Genomic DNA, 16401 nt, shown 5'->3' with positions numbered 1-16401 from the left:
TCGATCACTCCGGTTTGTCGGCTCCCGTTTCGGTGTCTGACTGCTGATCGGCGTCCGATGCCGTGCGTTCCTCGACGGCACTTTCTGATTGGTCTCCGTCGCCGTCCTGCTCGGACGTCCCGTATCCCATTGCCTTCCGGGCGGCGTGCGCGCCGATCCCGACGACGCCGGCGCCGACCGCGGCCAGACCGGCCGTCTCGACGTCGACACCGAAGATATTCTGCTGTTCGACCTCCTTGTCCAGCGGCTGGAAGCGATCCCAGAACCCGGGTTCCATACAGCCGATACACGGCGCGCCCACGTTGAGACAGACGCTCGTCCCGTCGTTCCACAGCCGGGTCTGGTCGTCACAGTTCGTGTAGGGTCCGGCACAGCCCACCTTGTACAGACACCCTTCCTCGCCGGGCTTGTCCGCGAACTCGCCGCGATCGAAGTATCCCCGCCACTTGCAGTTGTCGTGGACGAGCGGTTCGTAGAACGGCTTCGGTCGCTGATACCGGTCGAGATCCGGCTCGTGGCCGTTGAGAACGGTCGCGATCGTCAACAGGACGTAGTCGGGGTGTGGGGGGCAGCCCCCGAGATTGATCACTGGATGCCCCGACCCGGCCTTGAAATCCGGCCCGAGCACACCGGGCTGGGAACGTTGCTCGAACTGGAGTCCCTTCGCTCCCGTGACGTTCTCGCCGAGTTCGTGGAGTCCTCTTTTGTTCTCGGCCGCCGGCCAGCCGCCGAAAGCCGCGCAGTTGCCCACGCCGATCACGTACTCGGCCTCGGGGGCCAGCTCCGTGACCCAATCGTAGATCGGCTTCTCGGCGACCGTCGCGGCGGACGGAATCTCGGTCGGTACCGACCCCTCGAGGACGAGTACGTCCGGCGACTTGCTCATCGACTCGATGGCGGCCTCGCCGTGTTCCGCCATAAGCGTGGGGTGGAAGGTCAACTCCATCCGGAACTCGCTCAAGGTCTCCTCGAGGGTCGGGTACTGTCCCTGCAAGAGCGATATCGTACACCCCGAACAGCTCTGGCCCTGTAGCCAGGCGACCTCGATCGGCCCGTCTGTCGCCTGCTGAAGCGCCTGCGCGATCTCGCCCGTGTGGCGAGACACGACCGCTCCAGCCGACATCGTGCCAGCGAGCTTCAAGAAATTTCGCCTGGTCTGGCCGCTGTCACTGCTTCGTATAGCCATACTGAGAAAAGAGCCACAAAAGACATTAAAAATAGGTAAGGATTCTTGGACTCTGAGAACACCAGTTCGATACCGAGTCGAGGACTGGGCGAGATTCAGCGGCTTCGTCAGCGGTTGCGTTTCAACGTCCGGTCGAGAGCGTGATCCGTATTATTGTAACTGGTTCCCGCGAGGAACGGGACGCTTCCGGTGTCCACCCACGAGATGTCACATGCACGTCACAATCGACGTGCGGTTCACGATCAGCACCGACGAGGATAAGACGGTACCGCTCGCCACGCTTGCCGAGTTCGTTACGTCGTCAAGGACGGCAACCGTTCGGCGACTGTCTGCTCCCACAACATGTCGACGACTGGCACAGTCCGACTGGCTGCAACGACGCTTCCGTAGGCCAGCGCGACGCCGGCCACGACGTCCGTGAGCCAGTGAATGTCGAGTACCATCGTCGACGTGACGATGCCAGTGGTCACGACGAAAGCGATACCGAACCATCGCGGTTGAACGTGTCTCCGCCGCCACGCGAAAAGCAATACGACGACCGACAGCGACGTGTGCAGAGACGGGAAGACGTTAGTGTTCGCCGAAACCGCGCCGGTCAGTTGCTGTGTTTGTGGGAACCAGTCGTACAACAGCCCGTCAACGCGACCGCTGAGCCGGATCCGTGGCCCGTATGCGATAAACAGGGTGTACAGCAGTGCCCCGATTACAGCGGTAACGAGGCGAAAGCCCACCGGCTTTAGCCGTGGGATGAAGCCGACATGCCATGCCACAAACCACACAGTACAGACTGTCCGTAATCCCAAGATTTAATTTATTCATTGTTATAAAATCTGGTAGACATGCGACATGCTGCTGCGGGGAACGCGCTCACGCTCAAGACGGCTACGAGTGCGTCTCACCTCTCACACTCACACACCTTCGCAGCCCAACCAGCAGCGGTTGGCATGTCACCCCAAGCACTCCCCCGTGATGGCTGCAATGGGGAGTGGGGCCGATGGCCCGGCCTGCTGCTCACGGTGCTGAACGCCCGTGAGTGCCACTCCCATCAAGGAGGGCAACACCGAGCGGATACACCGATTCAACACGCCACACCCTTGCATGAGGGCCGAAGGTGCATCAGCGAACCCGTAAGTTCACAGCCGGGGTAATCCAACCCGGATTACCCACGGAGGAATCCCACGACTGAAGTCGTGGGAGGAGGTCAAGTTGTTGAACGCGTAGGCGACGAGCAACTCCTTGGCTGGTCTCGTCGCAGACGTCAGCACGTACAAGACGACCGGCGTGGCGAGCACGTATGCGAAACCGAACATGTAGAGCCCAGAGAACACCGGAACGAGGCCGTCCGGCGTCACTGCTTGCAGGTACACAACGAACGATCCTTCGACATCATATATAATATCTGTAATGTTCAGCCCCAGCGCATCCGATATCCGGAGGCTTAGGCCGTGTGTGATTCGGTGCAGCAGCATCACGACGCCGACGAGAGCGAGATACGGTGCGATGTCGAGTATCTCCTCGTCCAGGCGCTGTAGCGCCTGCCGTGGGCGGTCGATACAGAGGACGAGCGTTAGGAAGAGCCCAGAGGTGGCGATCGCTCCAACAGTGACACTCACGATGCCCAGTGACATACTCTATCGGAGGGATGCACAGTCGAAGAGCAGGACTCGCAGTCGATACGGTCACGCTGGCTGAGCGGCATCTGTCCGACGAATCGGCCGGAGTCAGTATAAATCGTCACCACCAGTTGCAGGCTCGGCAACGGTCGCTGCCGACGCTGTCGTGAAGCGACAGCGGATCGACCCTACGGATCGATGTCGGCGGGATCGAAGATATCCTCGATAGCACAGTCGACGTGCTCCGCAAGGGCGAAGGCGAGTTCAAGGGACGGATCGTAGCGATCGCGTTGATCGTCTGCCGGGTCACGCTGACCGCGAGAGCGTCGCCGTACCGCTTCGTGGGGGCGTTCGTGATGATAGCGCGTAGCGTCATTGCGATGACTATGGCGGGCAGATCTCACGACAGCGGCTCCGTTGCTGGCTGAGAAACTGGTCACAGTGGTTTTTCATCTGACGGCAATATCAGCCAGACGTAATGGTTCGAAGTCCACTCTTCTACTGGGGGATACCGCTCGCAACGACCGCAATACTCGTCGCTATCGCGTTTTCGGTCGTCGAAGATCAGACAGTCCGTCTGATGCTGCTGTTCATCGCTGCACTCGAGCTCGTCGTCACACCACAGATACTCAAACGAGCCGAGTAAGTGCTTCCGTATGCCTCCCACGTTCGTGCTCGTCGTGATCGCCGGTCTCGTGGCGATCGCACTCGTCTATGGGTATCGCGCTCTCGTTGCCTTGCTGGTACTCCGATCGGTCCCGTCGGAACCGTCTAGCCCCTCTCGACTCGGCGTCGACGGCGAACAGGTGGCCCTCACGGGTGAACTGGTCGTCGACGAACCGGTCGAGACGGGAGACGCGGCTGTTCCGGACGCCGACCGGCCCGTCGGTGCATACGTCTGGCGGGCACGGTTCCCGGACAACACCAACAGCGACCTCACGATCGAGGACTGGGGGTGGGAACGCCAGCACTGGCACACGTTCGCCTCCGGCATCGAGTCCGGTCGCGTCAGCGTCAGGGCGAACGGCCGGACGGTCGCCATAGACCTCTCTTGGTTCGAAAAGGTGACCGGGGTCGACACGCTCGGGGACCTCGAACTCGGCGGAGTCACCAATACCGAGCGCCTCTCGACGTACCTCTGGGACTCCCGATACCACTACCTTCGCAACCGGACGGAACACCGCTCGTTCCGGTGGTTCGCGGGTCACGTCCGACGACACAACGAGGGCGTCGATCTGGATCGCTACCTGCTGGAAGCGCGCCCGCTGCTTGAGGGGACGACGGTGAGCGTCAGCGGCGAACTCCGGATCGAAGCAGGCCAGCCGATCCTCCGCGGATCCGACGAGACACCACTGCTGGTGTCCGATCAGGGGTTCGACGGACATCGGTGCTGGCTCCGCCAGCGACTCCTCCGGGAAGGGGGACTGTCAGCGGGGCTGCTCGTCGCCGCGGTCGCCCTGTGGCTCGGCGTCTACCTGCCGCTGGCCGTGCTGGTCGTCGGCTGGCTCGTCTATGTCGGGTACAACTTCGTCCAAGACATCGAGATTTTTGTCGATTTTCTGCAACGACTCCGTAAGTGATAGTTTCCGTCGAGCTTCCGCAGCGACTCCGTGATAGGAGGTACTGCCCCATCTCCGGTGACTATCCCTCAAAGGTAAACAGCATTGTGTATACAAATGCCATATATAGAGCGTGACTCCCTGTCGTACTTCACACTCCGGGGTATTCATAGGGATTAGCGTAGAAATCCGTAGATTTCGCCCGGAAACGATGGTCGCGTTCACAGGCGATCGTTTGCCGGACAGATCTCCCCCGGGAGCGGGATCACCGGCTTCATCAAGGGAACCGCGACTGGCGAGGAGATGCCGATTATGAATGTCGAAGGGCCGGAACCGTGTATCTCGCCGACGACAAGAAGCAGGTCCAGCTTCTCGAACTCAAAGCGGACGAGTCGATCACGGTCAACGGCGCGGACGCCCTCGCGCTTGAGCGCCGTATCGACTGCGATATCTCGAAGATAGACAGTCTGGCCGGTGCGTGCGCCGGCGGATTCACCAACGTCTACCTCGACTACGTCGTCGGCCAGCCGTACGAAGAACTGGAGCGACATGGCCCGAGCGCCGGCACCGTCACCCGTCTTCCGGCGTGATCGTCGTCTCTTCGAGATCGGAGAACTCGTCGATGACCTCGACGAAGACACTGACGCTTCCGCTTTCGGTACCGAGTCCGACGATGACGTGCTGGTCTCCGGGTTCGGTCACGTCGACGCTTCGTTCGACAGTGACCGGAGCGTCGACGCCGGGGCCGCCGTCAATCGTCGTGGACACGGTGTACTGTCCGGCATCCTCAAGAACGCCACCGTAGGTCGTCGCCGTGCCCTCGTCCTCGGTTTCTCCCTCCGGTGGAATATCGAACGTCGCATCAAGCGCGGTCGTCTCGTCCGGATCCGTGACGACGACCGACCCCGTGATCCGGTGTTCTGTCGTGTTGAACACGTTCACGTCCTCGAGGACGAGTCCACCGAAGAAATCGAGCATCTCCGAACAGCCGGCCAGCACGGCCGTCGTCACGCTCGCACCGGCCGCCAGCACGCGCCGGCGGTCAAGCGCTCTGCCATCAATACCCTCAACGGCAGTCCATCGGTCCATATCGGACCCATGCAGCCCCGAGATATGAAACCGGATCGAGCGTTTCGCACCCGGAAACGTACCGCTGGCTCGCGAGCGCTCCGTACCCGGGGCTACACCACCGGACAGCGACCGTTCCGTGACTGCCTACCACTCGCCCGTGTCACTGCTCGTCGAGCGTCGTCCGCGCGACGACCCCCGACAAGTCGTCGACAGTGACGATGACGATCACTTCCCGGTCGTCCGACTCGACCATGACGTTGAGGTACCTGATCGAATCCGCTGGGGACATCGACGACTCGAGGCCGGACGGGCGGGCCCGGATCGTCACCTCGTCGGCGTCGATCTCGCCCTCGAAGTTGACGCGGACGAGACTGTTCTCCGGTCGGTGTTCGAACGTGAACTCGCCGTCTTCGACGGCCTCACGGACCGGCTCGGGGATGTCTTCGCCGGACGGGGCCGCCGGGGTCTCCGTGCGTCCGCGCTTGTCGAACTCAATGTCGATGGCGTCGTCGGTGTACGTTCCGGTCACGGTGAGCCGATTGCCATCGACCGAGGTCGTCGCCTCGACGGCCGCCGAGCCGAACCGCGATTCGATCCGATCGGTCACGGACGCCTCGAGGTCCCGATCGGCGACCGCGATATCAGCCGTCACCTCGTCGCGCTCGGGGGCGAATGACAGCGTCGCGAGCGCGTGTTCGTGCTCCCCGAGCGTCTTCGCCGCCTGGCTCACCGACTGGTCGTCCCAGTAGTACTCTTCAAGGTCGATCGCGTTGACCCATCCGACCGACAGGTTTCCCAGTCCGGCAGTGTCGAACAGCCACCCTGCAGTGTCGTATGTCGCGGCGAGCCTGTCGTTCTCGCCGGCTCGCGTCTCGAGGACCGTCCGGACGTCGGCGGCCGTTCCAGCGGCGACGACAGCGTCCTCGCCGAGGGCGACGACCACGCTGTCTTCGAGATCCGATTCGTACAGCGTGTACCCGTCGTGGTCGCCGGTCGAGGTGAACCGGACCTCGCCGAACGCGCCGTCAGTACCGGACCGAAGCGACTCCGCGGCCCGGCCGACGTCGATGTCACCGGCCCCGATGACGGTCTCGTCAACGACGAACAGGTCGGTGATTCCCCGGCCCGACCGCCCGGGGTCGACGAGGTCACCCAGTCCCGTCGCGGCGAGTTGCAGGATACCAACGGCGATCACCTGTCCGCCGGCCTTGAGGGGGAACCGGACAAGCGGGTCGCCCAGCTCGTCGGCCGACGGAAGCTGGGGGACGAACTCGGTCGGGCTACCCTCCGTCTCGGAGTGTAGAATCAGCGGAAGCGTCGGATCGACGTCGGAGACGCTCTGAGTGAGTCCGAAGTCGAGATACGCCATCGTGCGACGACCGCTACCTGCCGGAAACCACCCGGTGTTCGGTCCCGACTTGGGCGACTGCAGGCACCTAGCGACCGACAGGGCTGTGGCTGCGGTGCCGGCCTTGAGCAGTCGGCGGCGGGTGAGTTCGATCATGGGTTGCGATCGAGGACTAATTGTACAGAGATCGTAGCGCGCCGAATAAAGTAATTGCGCATCGACAGCTTTCGCGCCGGGACAGCAACGAGCGCCCCGATGGCTGTCTCTCTCCCTGATCCGAGACGTTCGTAACCGAGTGAATCGTTGTCGCACTTTCGAGTCGGAAACACTGAACCCCTTTTTATCGAGGTCAGGACGGTACGACCGTGTATGGGTCAGAAGCAAATCGAGACCGACAGTATCGCGTTCGATCGACTGTTCGACTGGCTGCTTGGCGGGCTGGTGGTCCTCGGCGGGCTGGCCACGTCAATCGCGGGTATCGTCGGATATTCCCAGATAGACCGGTCCGAAATGTCCGAGCTCGTCCGTGACGCCGACCTCCAGCTCGAGGGGCTGACGGAGGCAGAGGTGATCGACGCGGCCGTCACGCTCGGTCAGTGGGGCAGTCTCGGACTCGCGGCCGCCGGAGCCCTGTTCACCCTCTTCGGGGTCGCTGTGGTCGTCGTGCACGGACGCGCCCGAAAGAACGGGACGAAGACGCCACGCTGGGTTCTCGGTATTGCGGGCGCGACGGCCGCAACTGTCCTCGGATTCGTCCCGTTTTCGACGGCACTGGGTGGCGCGACAGCGGGCTATCTTGATCCCGACGAGCGCGCTAGCGGGGCAGTCACAGGTGCGATCGCCGGGCTGTTCTCGGCCCTGCCGCTGCTCGTTGTCGCTCTCTTTGTCGCGGTTGGTCTGTTCACTGGTCTTGCCGGTGAAGTGGTCGGGGCCGTCGCAGTCGTACTTGCTACTGCGCTGTTCGCTGTCCTGGTTTACACGGTCGGATTCGGTGCCCTAGGCGGGTTCCTCGGCGGGTGGCTCCGGTAGCGCTTTTCCCCTACCGATTGACAGTAGTTGCTGAATCGCGTACGAGGCACTGTCTAGTTGAGGGATTGAGTAGCGAGGAGGTCGTAGCGAGAACTGTTCATGGAACTCGCAGACCTCCTTAGAGAACGCTTAGACGTGGAGAATCAAGATACTTGGGAGAACGAGCGCACGCCGACACCCGTCCGTTGTTTCGCGGTTCGACTTCACTCGATGGGGTTGTCGCTCCGTGAAGTCGAGGCCGTCTTCGACTGGCTGGGTGTCGATCGCTGCTACCAAGCGATCTGGTACTGGAAGGAGACGCTTGCCGAAGACCAGAGCGACCCGCCGACGGCAGCGCCGTCGCGGGTTGCGGTCGATGAGAAACAGATCGAGGTCGATGGCGAAAAGAAGTGGCTCTACGCCGCCATCGACACGGAATCGAAACTCCTCCTCGAAGTAGATGTGTTCAGCCGCCGCGGGATGACCCCGCGGCGGCGTTCCTGCATCGCCTCACCGAGAAACACGATGTCGCCGATACAGAGTTTCTCGTCAATGCTGGTGGCTATCTGACTGCCCTCTCTCGACACGATCTAAGCGGTCACCTCGACTATGAAGATCGGAACCACATCGAAAAGAGGTTCCAGACGGTCACTATGCGAATCGACCGCTTTCACTCGTTCTGGCGGGGCAGTCAATCAAGCGCGAAACGCTGGCTGAGACGCTTCAGACACTACTACAACCGCAATCGACCGAACCAAGCGTTAGATGGCTCAACTCCAGCTGAGGAGGTGCTGAACTAGACAGTGCCGAGTCAGGGCAGTCGACAAAAATTTGAACATCTGACTGTAATGTCATGTATGAACCTCGCTGCGCTTGTGCTCGGCATTTTTCTGATTGCCGTTGCTGTCTACACTGCCAGCGATCCGCTCTCGCGGGCACGACCGTGGGTGTCTTTTGACGATATCGAGCGTGCGCCACAGTGGGCAAAAGACAAACAGCGCACGCGAGCATGGTTGTACTCGTATGTTGTCGGGCTCATGGGCGTTCTCTTCGTGGCGTTAGGTCTCGCACTGTAATTCGTGGAGTTAAACTCGCAGGCACGTCCCACAATATAATTCAGAATTCAGATGGAGAAATGATTGGGTCTCGTGACGACTACAACCTCTAAGTCTTGCACGCGAGATATGACAGAATATGAACTGTCGTGTCAATCGGCGACTGATTTTCTCTGCTGGGACCAGGGTGGCTGGACGCGAACTCCCGTGGCCACCACTCGCCCGGTTGCCCATCGAACGAAAGCATACACATTCCAACAGTAGAACGCGAAACGCCCGAATCATAGGGTGTGAGACGTGATTTCGGTGAAAATATCAGCGACGGGCGCGAGGGGATTTGAACCCGATGGCGAGACTCACTGCGTTCGTCTCGCGTGGTTCAAATCCCCTGCCGCTTTGCTCTTCACGTCCGTTCGTCGCAAAAGCGGGCGCGAGGGGATTTGAACCCCTGACAACTTGGTCCGGAACCAAGCACTCTGTCCACTGAGCTACGCGCCCTCACGAACCGGTAACGGCGAACCGAGTATAACCGTTGTGGACTCGCCCTGATACTGCGCCGATATGCCGCTCCCGCCACTCGACTCAGGCGATCGATACAGGGGGGTACAGTATGAGAGTGGACGGTCAGGGCTGTTCGCCGGTTTCGATCGTGAACTCGGCGGTCGGATAGGCCACGCACGTCAGACAGTAGCCGTTGTCCATCTCCTCCTCGGAGAGAGTGTCGTTGTTGCTGTGGCGGACGAACTCCTCGGCCGGCCCGTCGTCGATGTGAGCGGCACACGAGAGACACTGCCCCTGCCGACAGGAGTAGGGCAGGTCCCAGTCCTCGTCCTCACCGGCCTCGAGGATGGTCTCGTTGCTTGCTACCTCGATTGTCTTTCCCTCCTTGGTGAACTCGATCTCGTAGTATTCGACCTCCTCGATCGCGTCCGGATCGAACCCGGCGTCCTCGCTGTCGCTGTCCTCGATCTCGGCCTCGGACTCGCCGGCGGCGATCGCCCCGGCCGGCGCACCGCCGCCGACACCGCGATTGTAGGGCTCGGGGAAGTCCGTCTCCGGTACCGAGGCCGCCCGGCGTTCGAGCACGTCCCGGGAGATGTCGTCACCGGCCTGCCAGCCGGTCCCGCGCGCGAAATGCAACACGACCGCCACGAGGGTCAGCCCGAGGCCGAGCAGGAGACCCGCTGTCTGAACCATGTGGCCGGATATGAAACAGCGTCTTATAGGGGTTGGTGCACCGGCAAATCAGCCGGCGATCTCCCGACTGCGTTACGGTGACCGAACGCCCGACGGACGGCGACAGCGTCCAATAGCTGGAAGGCTACACGATGTGCGAATGCCGTTCAAGGACGGTGTAGCCCTGTGCTTCGAGTATCTCGTCCCGGTATCTTCGAGCGACGAGCGTCTGCGGGAGACGCCGAAGGCCGGTGCGCCGATCGGACACGTACTCGATGTCGACGATCGTCCGGTCGCCGTCACGCCTGATCGTCGCCGTGTAGCTCCCCCACGGGCGGCCGTTCTCGGTCACCTCGAGTTCGACTCGCTCGCCTCCATCTATCGTCGCTGTTCGGGTTCGGACGGCCAACTCGGTCGATCGCAGCCCGAACAAATACGATATCGTGTAGGTCGCCGTGTCGTCCTCCGCTGCCACCTCGTCCGCGATCCCCCACTGTAAGGCCAGAACCGGCGGCCGCGGCCCCGCGAACGCGGCGCGAACCGCGTCCGGGTCGTCGTCAGTACTGAGCCGGGCCGTCCCGTGTGTCCGGAGCACTGGCATTCGAAGGACGACGACCTCCACCACGGCGACGCCCACCGCGGGTACCAGCGACGTGGTCAGGTACGCACCGAGAAACACGGACACTGCGAGCACGACGAGGAGTGTCGAAAGCGGGCGCTCGCGTCGGAGGTACTGCGTTGCGACGGGCTCGGCGTTCCGGTATCGATCAGTATCGCTCGATGACAGCACTGGAATCACCCCCGATCGTCCGGTCGCTGCGTTACTTCCGTGCGATCTCGTGGCGGCCGAACCCGTACCGGAGCCGGTTGGCCAGCCGACGGGAGAACCGCCCCTCGCCGTCGCCGGTCGCCCGGGAGTTGAACCGCTCGGAAAGGGCCTGATAGATCAGCGGCACCGGCACCTCCTGTTCGAGTGCTTCCTGGACCGTCCAGGTGCCGGTCGAGCCGCCGGCGACGTAGTCCGCGACGTCCCCGAGGTCGTTGCCCTCCTCGCGGAACGCCTCCTCGGCGAGTTCGAGCAGCCACGACCGGATGACTGCGCCGTTGTTCCAGGTGTGGGCGATCGCTTCCATGTCCAGGTCGTAGCGGCCGTTGGCCAGCAACTCGAAGCCCTCGCCGTAGGCCTGCATCAGCGCGTATTCGACGCCGTTGTGGATCATCTTCACGTAGTGGCCCGATCCCGGGGGACCCATCCGGTCGTGGCCCTCCGGCCCGGTCGCCACGGCGTCGAACGCCGGCGTCAGTTCCTCGTAGGCCCACTCGGGGCCGCCGATCATCATCGAGAAGCCCAGCTCAGCGCCGGCCGGGCCGCCGCTGGTCCCGCAATCGAGGTAGGTGGCGTCGGTCTCCTCGGCGCGGCGGATCGAGTTCTCGAAGTTGGAGTTGCCGCCGTCGACGACGATGTCGTCGCTGTCGACGTGGGGTTCGAGTTCCTCCAGTGCGGCGTCGACAGGGTCGCCGGCGGGCACGTTCAGCCAGATCCGCTTGGGCGCGTCCAGCTGCTCGGCCAGATCCGGGATCGATTCCGCGGGCGTGACGCCGTCTTCGGCGGCCGCGGCGACGGTCTCGGGGTCGACGTCGTAGGCGACCACGCTGTGGCCGTCCGCGAGCAGTCGATCCGCGACGATGCGTCCCATCCGACCGAGTCCGATGACTCCGATCTCCATACGCCACTCTGGTTCGCCCCCGGTAGTAGGGGTTGTGGTTTTGGGTCGCGACCGTCCAACCGCCCGATGGCGCGCTGTCGGGTGTCGAGTCCCCGTCCAATCGCTGTCCTGAACTGCCGATTCCGCGAGACTGTCATCAGATCTGATACCAAAGTTTTTCGTACAACGGTTTCACGTATCAGCTGAGAGAGTAAGGTAAGCGATACCGTGGCTCGGTTCTCCGGGCTGAGAACGAGAACTGAGGTGTTTTCACGCCGAGAAAACGCACGACGTAGGGGATATAGACAGAACGATAGTAAAGCTTTATGTAGTCCCTTGGCGACAGAAAGAAGCAGACACGCGGGCCGGGCACGCGGTCACGGATTCGGATGTGTCGGTCGCAGTCGTGGACGTGCTCGCGCTAGCGTGCCAACGAGTGATCAACAATGGAACTAAAACAACTCATCTCGGACGACGACGCAGTCAGTCCGGTGATCGGCGTGATCCTAATGGTCGCGATCACGGTGATCCTCGCGGCTGTCATCGCGTCGTTCGTCCTCGGACTGGGCGACACAACGAACACGACACCGCAGGCGAGCTTTGACTTTGATTATGATAGTGCCGGGAACGGAACCAATGCTAGCGTCGCTGATTTGGCTCAATCCAGTAGCGCCAACACTACTGGAAACCTGACGGTCACTCACGAAAGTGGCGACTCGATAAATGAAAACCGGCTATCCATCACGGACGGAGATCATACTATCGAGGACCTTAGTAGCAACTTCAGCAGCACCATAGATGATGGTGAAAAAATCGGTGCCGGCACTACTCTCACTTTTGGAGTCGACAGTGATGACACAGTCCGAATCGTATACACTGATGAGTCTGGAGATAGCTCCAGCACGCTCAGCACTTGGGAAGGGCCTGACGCATAATCTATGAAACTGAAAGAACTCTTCACCGACGACGACGCAGTCAGTCCGGTGATCGGCGTGATCCTGATGGTCGCGATCACGGTGATCCTCGCGGCTGTCATCGCGTCGTTCGTCCTCGGACTGGGCGACACAACGAACACGACACCGCAGGCGAGCTTTGATTTCGACTATGACAATTCAACCACACCGTCTAGCAACTACTATCTAAATGATACTTCTCGAAACGGCACACTCACTGTAACTCACGAAAGCGGAGACACAATTAGCGGCGAGGACCTAGAAGTGACGGACGGAAATAGTACTGAATCGCCTTGGTCAAATGATGTCTCGTCTGGGGATACAGCAAATATCGGCGTGGACATTGACGATACTGTCCGAGTCGTCTACAATGATCCCTCCGGCGACTCGTCATCCACACTTGGTACCTGGGAAGGTCCTGAGGCCTAACTAACGAAACTCACTTTTTCGTTTTATTCACTCTTCACAACAGCCACGTCTCCACCTAGACGACCCCGAACAGCCGAAGTGTTTTCCCTCGTTCACCCGAACCCCCGGTAACGCGCCGGACGCGGGGAGCCACCAATGCACCGAGGACGCACCTACGACCACGAGAGCGTACAGGAGTTCTGGCAGTACCGCTGGAACCAGGAAGACGTCTACGAACTCGAGGACCTGGAGGACCCGCTGTACGTCCTGGGGATGTTCCCCTACACGTCGGGCAACCTCCACATGGGCCACGTCCGCAACTACGCCATCACGGACGCCTACGCCCGGTTCAAGCGCATGCAGGGCCACGACGTCCTGCACCCGATGGGCTGGGACGCCTTCGGCCTGCCCGCCGAGAACGCCGCCCACGAGCGCGCGACCGACCCCCAGTCATGGACTGACTCCTGCATCGCGCGAATGCGCGAGGAAATGGAGACGATGGGCTTTGGCTACGACTGGAGCCGCGAAATCACGACCTCCGACCCCGAGTACTACCGCTGGAACCAGCACTTCTTTCGGGAGTTCTACGAGGAAGGGCTGGTCGACTACCGCGGGGCCGAGGTCAACTGGTGTCCCGACTGCGAGACCGTGCTGGCCGACGCGCAGGTCGTCGATCCGCCCGCGGATGTCGATCTCGATCCCGGCACGGAGGGGGTCTGCTGGCGGTGTGACACGCCGGTCGAGACGCGCGAACTCGACCAGTGGTTCTTCACGATCACCGACTACGCCGAGGAACTGCTGGCGGGACTGGACGACCTCGATGGCTGGCCCGACAGCGTCACCGAGATGCAGCGCAACTGGATCGGCAAACGCGAGGGCGCACAAGTCGCCTTCGAGGTCGGCGGCTACGGCCCGGTCGAGGTCTTCACCGCCCGGCCCGAGACGATCCACGGCGCGACCTATCTGGCGGTCGGTCCCGGCCACGACCTCGCGCGCGAACTGGCCGCCGAGGACGCGACCGTCGCCGAGTACGTCGAGACCGACGAGGAGCGCGAGACCGCGGGCGTCCCGACCGACCGGACGGCGACGAACCCCGCGACCGGCGAGGAGATCCCGGTCTACGTCGCGGCGTACGTGCTCGATGACGTCGGCACGGGCGCGGTGATGGGCGTCCCTGGCCACAACGAGCACGATCACGAGTTCGCGACGGCGATGGATCTTCCGGTCCGACAGGTCGTCGAACCCGCGTCGGGGTCGGCTGATCTCGACCGCGAGGCCTACACCGGCGAGGGCGAGTTGCTCGACAGCGGCGCGTATACGGGTCGCTCGACCGAGGCGGCCAGATCGGAGATCGTCGACGACCTCGACGCCGCCGAGCCGGACACTCAGTATCGCCTGCGCGACTGGCTGATCTCCCGCCAGCGCTACTGGGGGACGCCAATCCCGATCGTCCACTGCGAGGAGTGCGGCCCGGTGCTCGTCCCCGAGGACGACCTCCCGATCGAGCTGCCCGAGTTCGTCCAGACGCGGGGCAACCCCCTCGATGAGGCGACTGACTGGACGGAGACGACCTGTCCCGAATGCGGCGGACCCGCCGAACGCGAGACCGACACGATGGACACGTTCGTCGATTCGTCGTGGTACTTCCTGCGATTTCTCTCGCCCGACCGCGAGGACGTGCCCTTCGATCCGGACCTCGCAAACGAGCTGCTCCCGGTCGACGTCTACGTCGGCGGGAAGGAACACGCCGTGTTACACCTGCTGTACATCCGGTTTTTCGCCCGCGCGCTGGCCGATATCGGCCTGCTCGAGCACCGCGAGCCGGTCGATCGGCTCGTCAATCAGGGGACGGTCCTGCACGGCGGCCGGAAAATGTCGGACACCGAGGGCAACGCGATCGCGCCTCACGAGTACGGCGCGGAGACGACGCGGCTGTTCGTGCTCAGCGCGGCCCACCCGAACCGCGACTTCGACTGGGCGGCCAAGGACGTCGGCGAGGCTTACGACCTCCAGCAGGGCATCTACAGCCTCGTCTACGAGTACGCCGAGGGGATTCAACTGGCCGACCGGGACGGTCCCGCGGAGCGGTATCTCGACCGAGAACTCGACCGGGCGGTCGCGGCGGCGACAGAGGACTACGACAGCTTTCGGATTCATCAAGCGATCGACGAAATCCGGCGGCTCACGCGACTGCTCGGCCGGTATCGCGCCTACGACACGCCGGACGCCGAGACCTACCGGGCGGGACTGAAGACCCTGCTTCGGCTGCTCGCGCCCGTCGCGCCGTACCTGGCAGAGGAGTGCTGGAACATGCTGCAGGCCGACAGACTGATCGTCGAGGCCGACTGGCCGACGACCGCGAGCGATATCGAGGCCTACGACCGCGAGCGCACGCTCGTCACAACAGTCAGAGACGACGTGCGCGACATCGTCGAGACCGCTGGGATCGATAACCCCGAGCGAGTCGAGTTGGTCGTCGCGCCGGGCTGGAAGTACACTGCCTACGAGACCGCCCGCGAGGCCGACGAGGAGTCGATCGTCTCGGCGGTCATGAGCGACGAGACGGTTCGCCAGCACGGTACAGCCGCCGAATCGTACGCCCAGTCCCTCCAGCGGGAAGGGCTGGAACCGGTCCTCTCGCGGGCGACCGAGCGGGCGGAACTGGAGCGAGCATCGTGGCTGCTCGAAGACGAGTTCGACGCCGCCGTCGAGGTGCGCGAGGCGAGCGACGCCGACGACGAACTCGCAGCGCGGGCCGAACCCGGCCGGCCAGCGATCTATATCTCCTGATCCTGGTGGCGATACCATCTCGAAATGAACGCGACTGTCTACTTCGTCAACGCGACCGCGATCAAGCGCGTCTCCGGGGAGTGATCCCGCGTCGATTGTGCTGCTCCCACAGCCGGCCCGGACGAGCCCGCGGAAGACTTATACGCGTTCGTGTGAGAGAGACACACGCATAGAATGTTCGAACAGTTCTCCCGGGGGTACTATCTCGGGCGTCGCTACGTCGAGCCACAGGACCACGAGCCAGCGACACTGTGTCGCCAGCAGTACGAACAGATAGCGACGCAACTGTACGCAGAGCACACGACACCCGAACAGCCGCTCGTAATGAAACTCGGGACGCGACACTTCCGGGTCCACGCCGACGACGGCGTGCCGGCTGACACGCTCGCAGTTCCGCCGGCGATTCTCGAAGACGACGCGCGGATCCGCAATCCCCCGGCGCTCAGAGAGGTCTTCCTCGTGAAGGCCGACCGGGCCGAGCAACTGCTGGGGATGGAACAGTCCCTGCCGGATCAGACCGGGATTTAA

The 16401-nt window shown here is 62.5% G+C and carries 16 protein-coding genes, 1 tRNA gene and 3 pseudogenes; 9 read left to right on the top strand and 11 right to left on the bottom strand.

Annotated elements, in window-relative coordinates; genetic code table 11:
* Nucleotides 1-4: 4 nt before the first annotated feature.
* The 4 genes and pseudogenes from HSR122_RS04815 to HSR122_RS04800 all read right to left on the bottom strand — a co-directional run.
* A complete protein-coding gene (locus HSR122_RS04815; RefSeq protein ID WP_229111600.1) occupies nucleotides 5-1186 on the bottom strand; it encodes a hydrogenase small subunit in 1182 nt (393 codons plus the stop codon).
* 293 nt (nucleotides 1187-1479) lie between these two features.
* Nucleotides 1480-1893 (bottom strand): annotated as a pseudogene (locus HSR122_RS04810) (phosphatase PAP2 family protein); the annotation flags it as partial.
* A 426-nt stretch (nucleotides 1894-2319) separates the two neighbouring features.
* A complete protein-coding gene (locus HSR122_RS04805) occupies nucleotides 2320-2814 on the bottom strand; it encodes a hypothetical protein (RefSeq protein WP_229111598.1) in 495 nt (164 codons plus the stop codon).
* 173 nt (nucleotides 2815-2987) lie between these two features.
* A pseudogene (locus HSR122_RS04800) lies at nucleotides 2988-3124 on the bottom strand (helix-turn-helix transcriptional regulator); the annotation flags it as partial.
* 153 nt (nucleotides 3125-3277) lie between these two features.
* On the opposite strand from HSR122_RS04800, the gene HSR122_RS04795 reads away from it, so the two are divergent.
* Entirely contained in the window at nucleotides 3278-3445 is a 168-nt protein-coding gene (locus tag HSR122_RS04795) for a hypothetical protein (protein WP_229111596.1), read from the top strand.
* A gap of 10 nt (nucleotides 3446-3455) precedes the next feature.
* Entirely contained in the window at nucleotides 3456-4379 is a 924-nt protein-coding gene (locus HSR122_RS04790; protein WP_229111594.1) for a hypothetical protein, read from the top strand.
* 200 nt (nucleotides 4380-4579) lie between these two features.
* Here HSR122_RS04790 and HSR122_RS04785 read toward each other — a convergent pair whose 3' ends face one another.
* The 3 genes from HSR122_RS04785 to HSR122_RS04775 form a co-directional block, all read right to left on the bottom strand.
* Nucleotides 4580-4909, bottom strand: coding sequence for a hypothetical protein (locus tag HSR122_RS04785; RefSeq protein ID WP_229111592.1), 330 nt, complete (start codon nucleotides 4907-4909; stop codon nucleotides 4580-4582).
* Between the two features lie 19 nt (nucleotides 4910-4928).
* Entirely contained in the window at nucleotides 4929-5447 is a 519-nt protein-coding gene (locus HSR122_RS04780) for a hypothetical protein (RefSeq protein ID WP_229111591.1), read from the bottom strand.
* A 142-nt stretch (nucleotides 5448-5589) separates the two neighbouring features.
* Nucleotides 5590-6798 (bottom strand): hypothetical protein, encoded by a 1209-nt coding sequence (locus tag HSR122_RS04775; RefSeq protein WP_229111590.1) that lies wholly within the window; start codon nucleotides 6796-6798, stop codon nucleotides 5590-5592.
* A 348-nt stretch (nucleotides 6799-7146) separates the two neighbouring features.
* Here HSR122_RS04775 and HSR122_RS04770 point away from each other — a divergent pair, with 348 nt between their 5' ends.
* From HSR122_RS04770 to HSR122_RS04760, 3 genes and pseudogenes are all read left to right on the top strand, one after another.
* On the top strand, nucleotides 7147-7806 hold the full coding sequence (locus HSR122_RS04770; protein WP_229111588.1) for a DUF5518 domain-containing protein: 660 nt from the start codon (nucleotides 7147-7149) through the stop codon (nucleotides 7804-7806).
* Between the two features lie 99 nt (nucleotides 7807-7905).
* Nucleotides 7906-8585: pseudogene (locus HSR122_RS04765) on the top strand (IS6 family transposase).
* Between the two features lie 57 nt (nucleotides 8586-8642).
* Nucleotides 8643-8861, top strand: a complete 219-nt coding sequence (locus HSR122_RS04760) for a hypothetical protein (RefSeq protein ID WP_229111586.1) — start codon at nucleotides 8643-8645, stop codon at nucleotides 8859-8861.
* Nucleotides 8862-9265: 404 nt separating this feature from the next.
* Here the strand turns inward: HSR122_RS04760 and HSR122_RS04755 are convergent.
* The 4 genes from HSR122_RS04755 to gnd all read right to left on the bottom strand — a co-directional run bounded on the left by HSR122_RS04755 (nucleotide 9266) and on the right by gnd (nucleotide 11743).
* Nucleotides 9266-9338: transfer RNA gene (locus tag HSR122_RS04755), tRNA-Arg, on the bottom strand.
* Nucleotides 9339-9464: 126 nt separating this feature from the next.
* Nucleotides 9465-10037, bottom strand: a complete 573-nt coding sequence (locus HSR122_RS04750; RefSeq protein ID WP_229111584.1) for a 2Fe-2S iron-sulfur cluster-binding protein — start codon at nucleotides 10035-10037, stop codon at nucleotides 9465-9467.
* A 124-nt stretch (nucleotides 10038-10161) separates the two neighbouring features.
* A complete protein-coding gene (locus tag HSR122_RS04745; protein ID WP_229111583.1) occupies nucleotides 10162-10806 on the bottom strand; it encodes a hypothetical protein in 645 nt (214 codons plus the stop codon).
* A gap of 31 nt (nucleotides 10807-10837) precedes the next feature.
* Nucleotides 10838-11743 carry a phosphogluconate dehydrogenase (NAD(+)-dependent, decarboxylating) gene (gene gnd / locus HSR122_RS04740; RefSeq protein ID WP_229111582.1) on the bottom strand — a complete coding sequence of 302 codons (906 nt, stop codon included), beginning with the start codon at nucleotides 11741-11743 and terminating at the stop codon, nucleotides 10838-10840.
* Between the two features lie 425 nt (nucleotides 11744-12168).
* Here gnd and HSR122_RS04735 point away from each other — a divergent pair, with 425 nt between their 5' ends.
* From HSR122_RS04735 to HSR122_RS04720, 4 genes are all read left to right on the top strand, one after another.
* The gene (locus HSR122_RS04735; RefSeq protein ID WP_229111581.1) at nucleotides 12169-12657 is read left to right on the top strand and encodes a type IV pilin; all 489 of its coding nucleotides are present in this window, start codon (nucleotides 12169-12171) and stop codon (nucleotides 12655-12657) included.
* A gap of 3 nt (nucleotides 12658-12660) precedes the next feature.
* Nucleotides 12661-13104: a type IV pilin gene (locus HSR122_RS04730; RefSeq protein WP_229111580.1), complete on the top strand. Its 444-nt coding sequence runs from the start codon at nucleotides 12661-12663 to the stop codon at nucleotides 13102-13104.
* A gap of 135 nt (nucleotides 13105-13239) precedes the next feature.
* A complete protein-coding gene (gene leuS / locus HSR122_RS04725; RefSeq protein ID WP_229111578.1) occupies nucleotides 13240-15873 on the top strand; it encodes a leucine--tRNA ligase in 2634 nt (877 codons plus the stop codon).
* 174 nt (nucleotides 15874-16047) lie between these two features.
* Nucleotides 16048-16401 carry a DUF5802 family protein gene (locus HSR122_RS04720; RefSeq protein ID WP_229111576.1) on the top strand — a complete coding sequence of 118 codons (354 nt, stop codon included), beginning with the start codon at nucleotides 16048-16050 and terminating at the stop codon, nucleotides 16399-16401.

It is taken from the genome of Halapricum desulfuricans, assembly GCF_017094525.1.
GTDB classification, from domain to species: Archaea; Halobacteriota; Halobacteria; order Halobacteriales; family Haloarculaceae; genus Halapricum; species Halapricum desulfuricans.
The sequence above is the reverse complement of the archived record's forward strand: the minus strand, read 5'-3'. Positions and strand labels throughout refer to the sequence as shown.

What these genes read in the sequence shown, in the direction of transcription:
- HSR122_RS04815 (WP_229111600.1), bottom strand. Translation starts at nt 1,186, where the DNA reads ATGGCTATACGAAGCAGTGACAGCGGCCAGACCAGGCGAAATTTCTTG.
- HSR122_RS04805 (WP_229111598.1), bottom strand. Translation starts at nt 2,814, where the DNA reads ATGTCACTGGGCATCGTGAGTGTCACTGTTGGAGCGATCGCCACCTCT.
- HSR122_RS04795 (WP_229111596.1), top strand. Translation starts at nt 3,278, where the DNA reads ATGGTTCGAAGTCCACTCTTCTACTGGGGGATACCGCTCGCAACGACC.
- HSR122_RS04790 (WP_229111594.1), top strand. Translation starts at nt 3,456, where the DNA reads ATGCCTCCCACGTTCGTGCTCGTCGTGATCGCCGGTCTCGTGGCGATC.
- HSR122_RS04785 (WP_229111592.1), bottom strand. Translation starts at nt 4,909, where the DNA reads ATGTCGCTCCAGTTCTTCGTACGGCTGGCCGACGACGTAGTCGAGGTA.
- HSR122_RS04780 (WP_229111591.1), bottom strand. Translation starts at nt 5,447, where the DNA reads ATGGACCGATGGACTGCCGTTGAGGGTATTGATGGCAGAGCGCTTGAC.
- HSR122_RS04775 (WP_229111590.1), bottom strand. Translation starts at nt 6,798, where the DNA reads ATGGCGTATCTCGACTTCGGACTCACTCAGAGCGTCTCCGACGTCGAT.
- HSR122_RS04770 (WP_229111588.1), top strand. Translation starts at nt 7,147, where the DNA reads ATGGGTCAGAAGCAAATCGAGACCGACAGTATCGCGTTCGATCGACTG.
- HSR122_RS04760 (WP_229111586.1), top strand. Translation starts at nt 8,643, where the DNA reads ATGAACCTCGCTGCGCTTGTGCTCGGCATTTTTCTGATTGCCGTTGCT.
- HSR122_RS04750 (WP_229111584.1), bottom strand. Translation starts at nt 10,037, where the DNA reads ATGGTTCAGACAGCGGGTCTCCTGCTCGGCCTCGGGCTGACCCTCGTG.
- gnd (WP_229111582.1), bottom strand. Translation starts at nt 11,743, where the DNA reads ATGGAGATCGGAGTCATCGGACTCGGTCGGATGGGACGCATCGTCGCG.
- HSR122_RS04735 (WP_229111581.1), top strand. Translation starts at nt 12,169, where the DNA reads ATGGAACTAAAACAACTCATCTCGGACGACGACGCAGTCAGTCCGGTG.
- HSR122_RS04730 (WP_229111580.1), top strand. Translation starts at nt 12,661, where the DNA reads ATGAAACTGAAAGAACTCTTCACCGACGACGACGCAGTCAGTCCGGTG.
- leuS (WP_229111578.1), top strand. Translation starts at nt 13,240, where the DNA reads ATGCACCGAGGACGCACCTACGACCACGAGAGCGTACAGGAGTTCTGG.
- HSR122_RS04720 (WP_229111576.1), top strand. Translation starts at nt 16,048, where the DNA reads ATGTTCGAACAGTTCTCCCGGGGGTACTATCTCGGGCGTCGCTACGTC.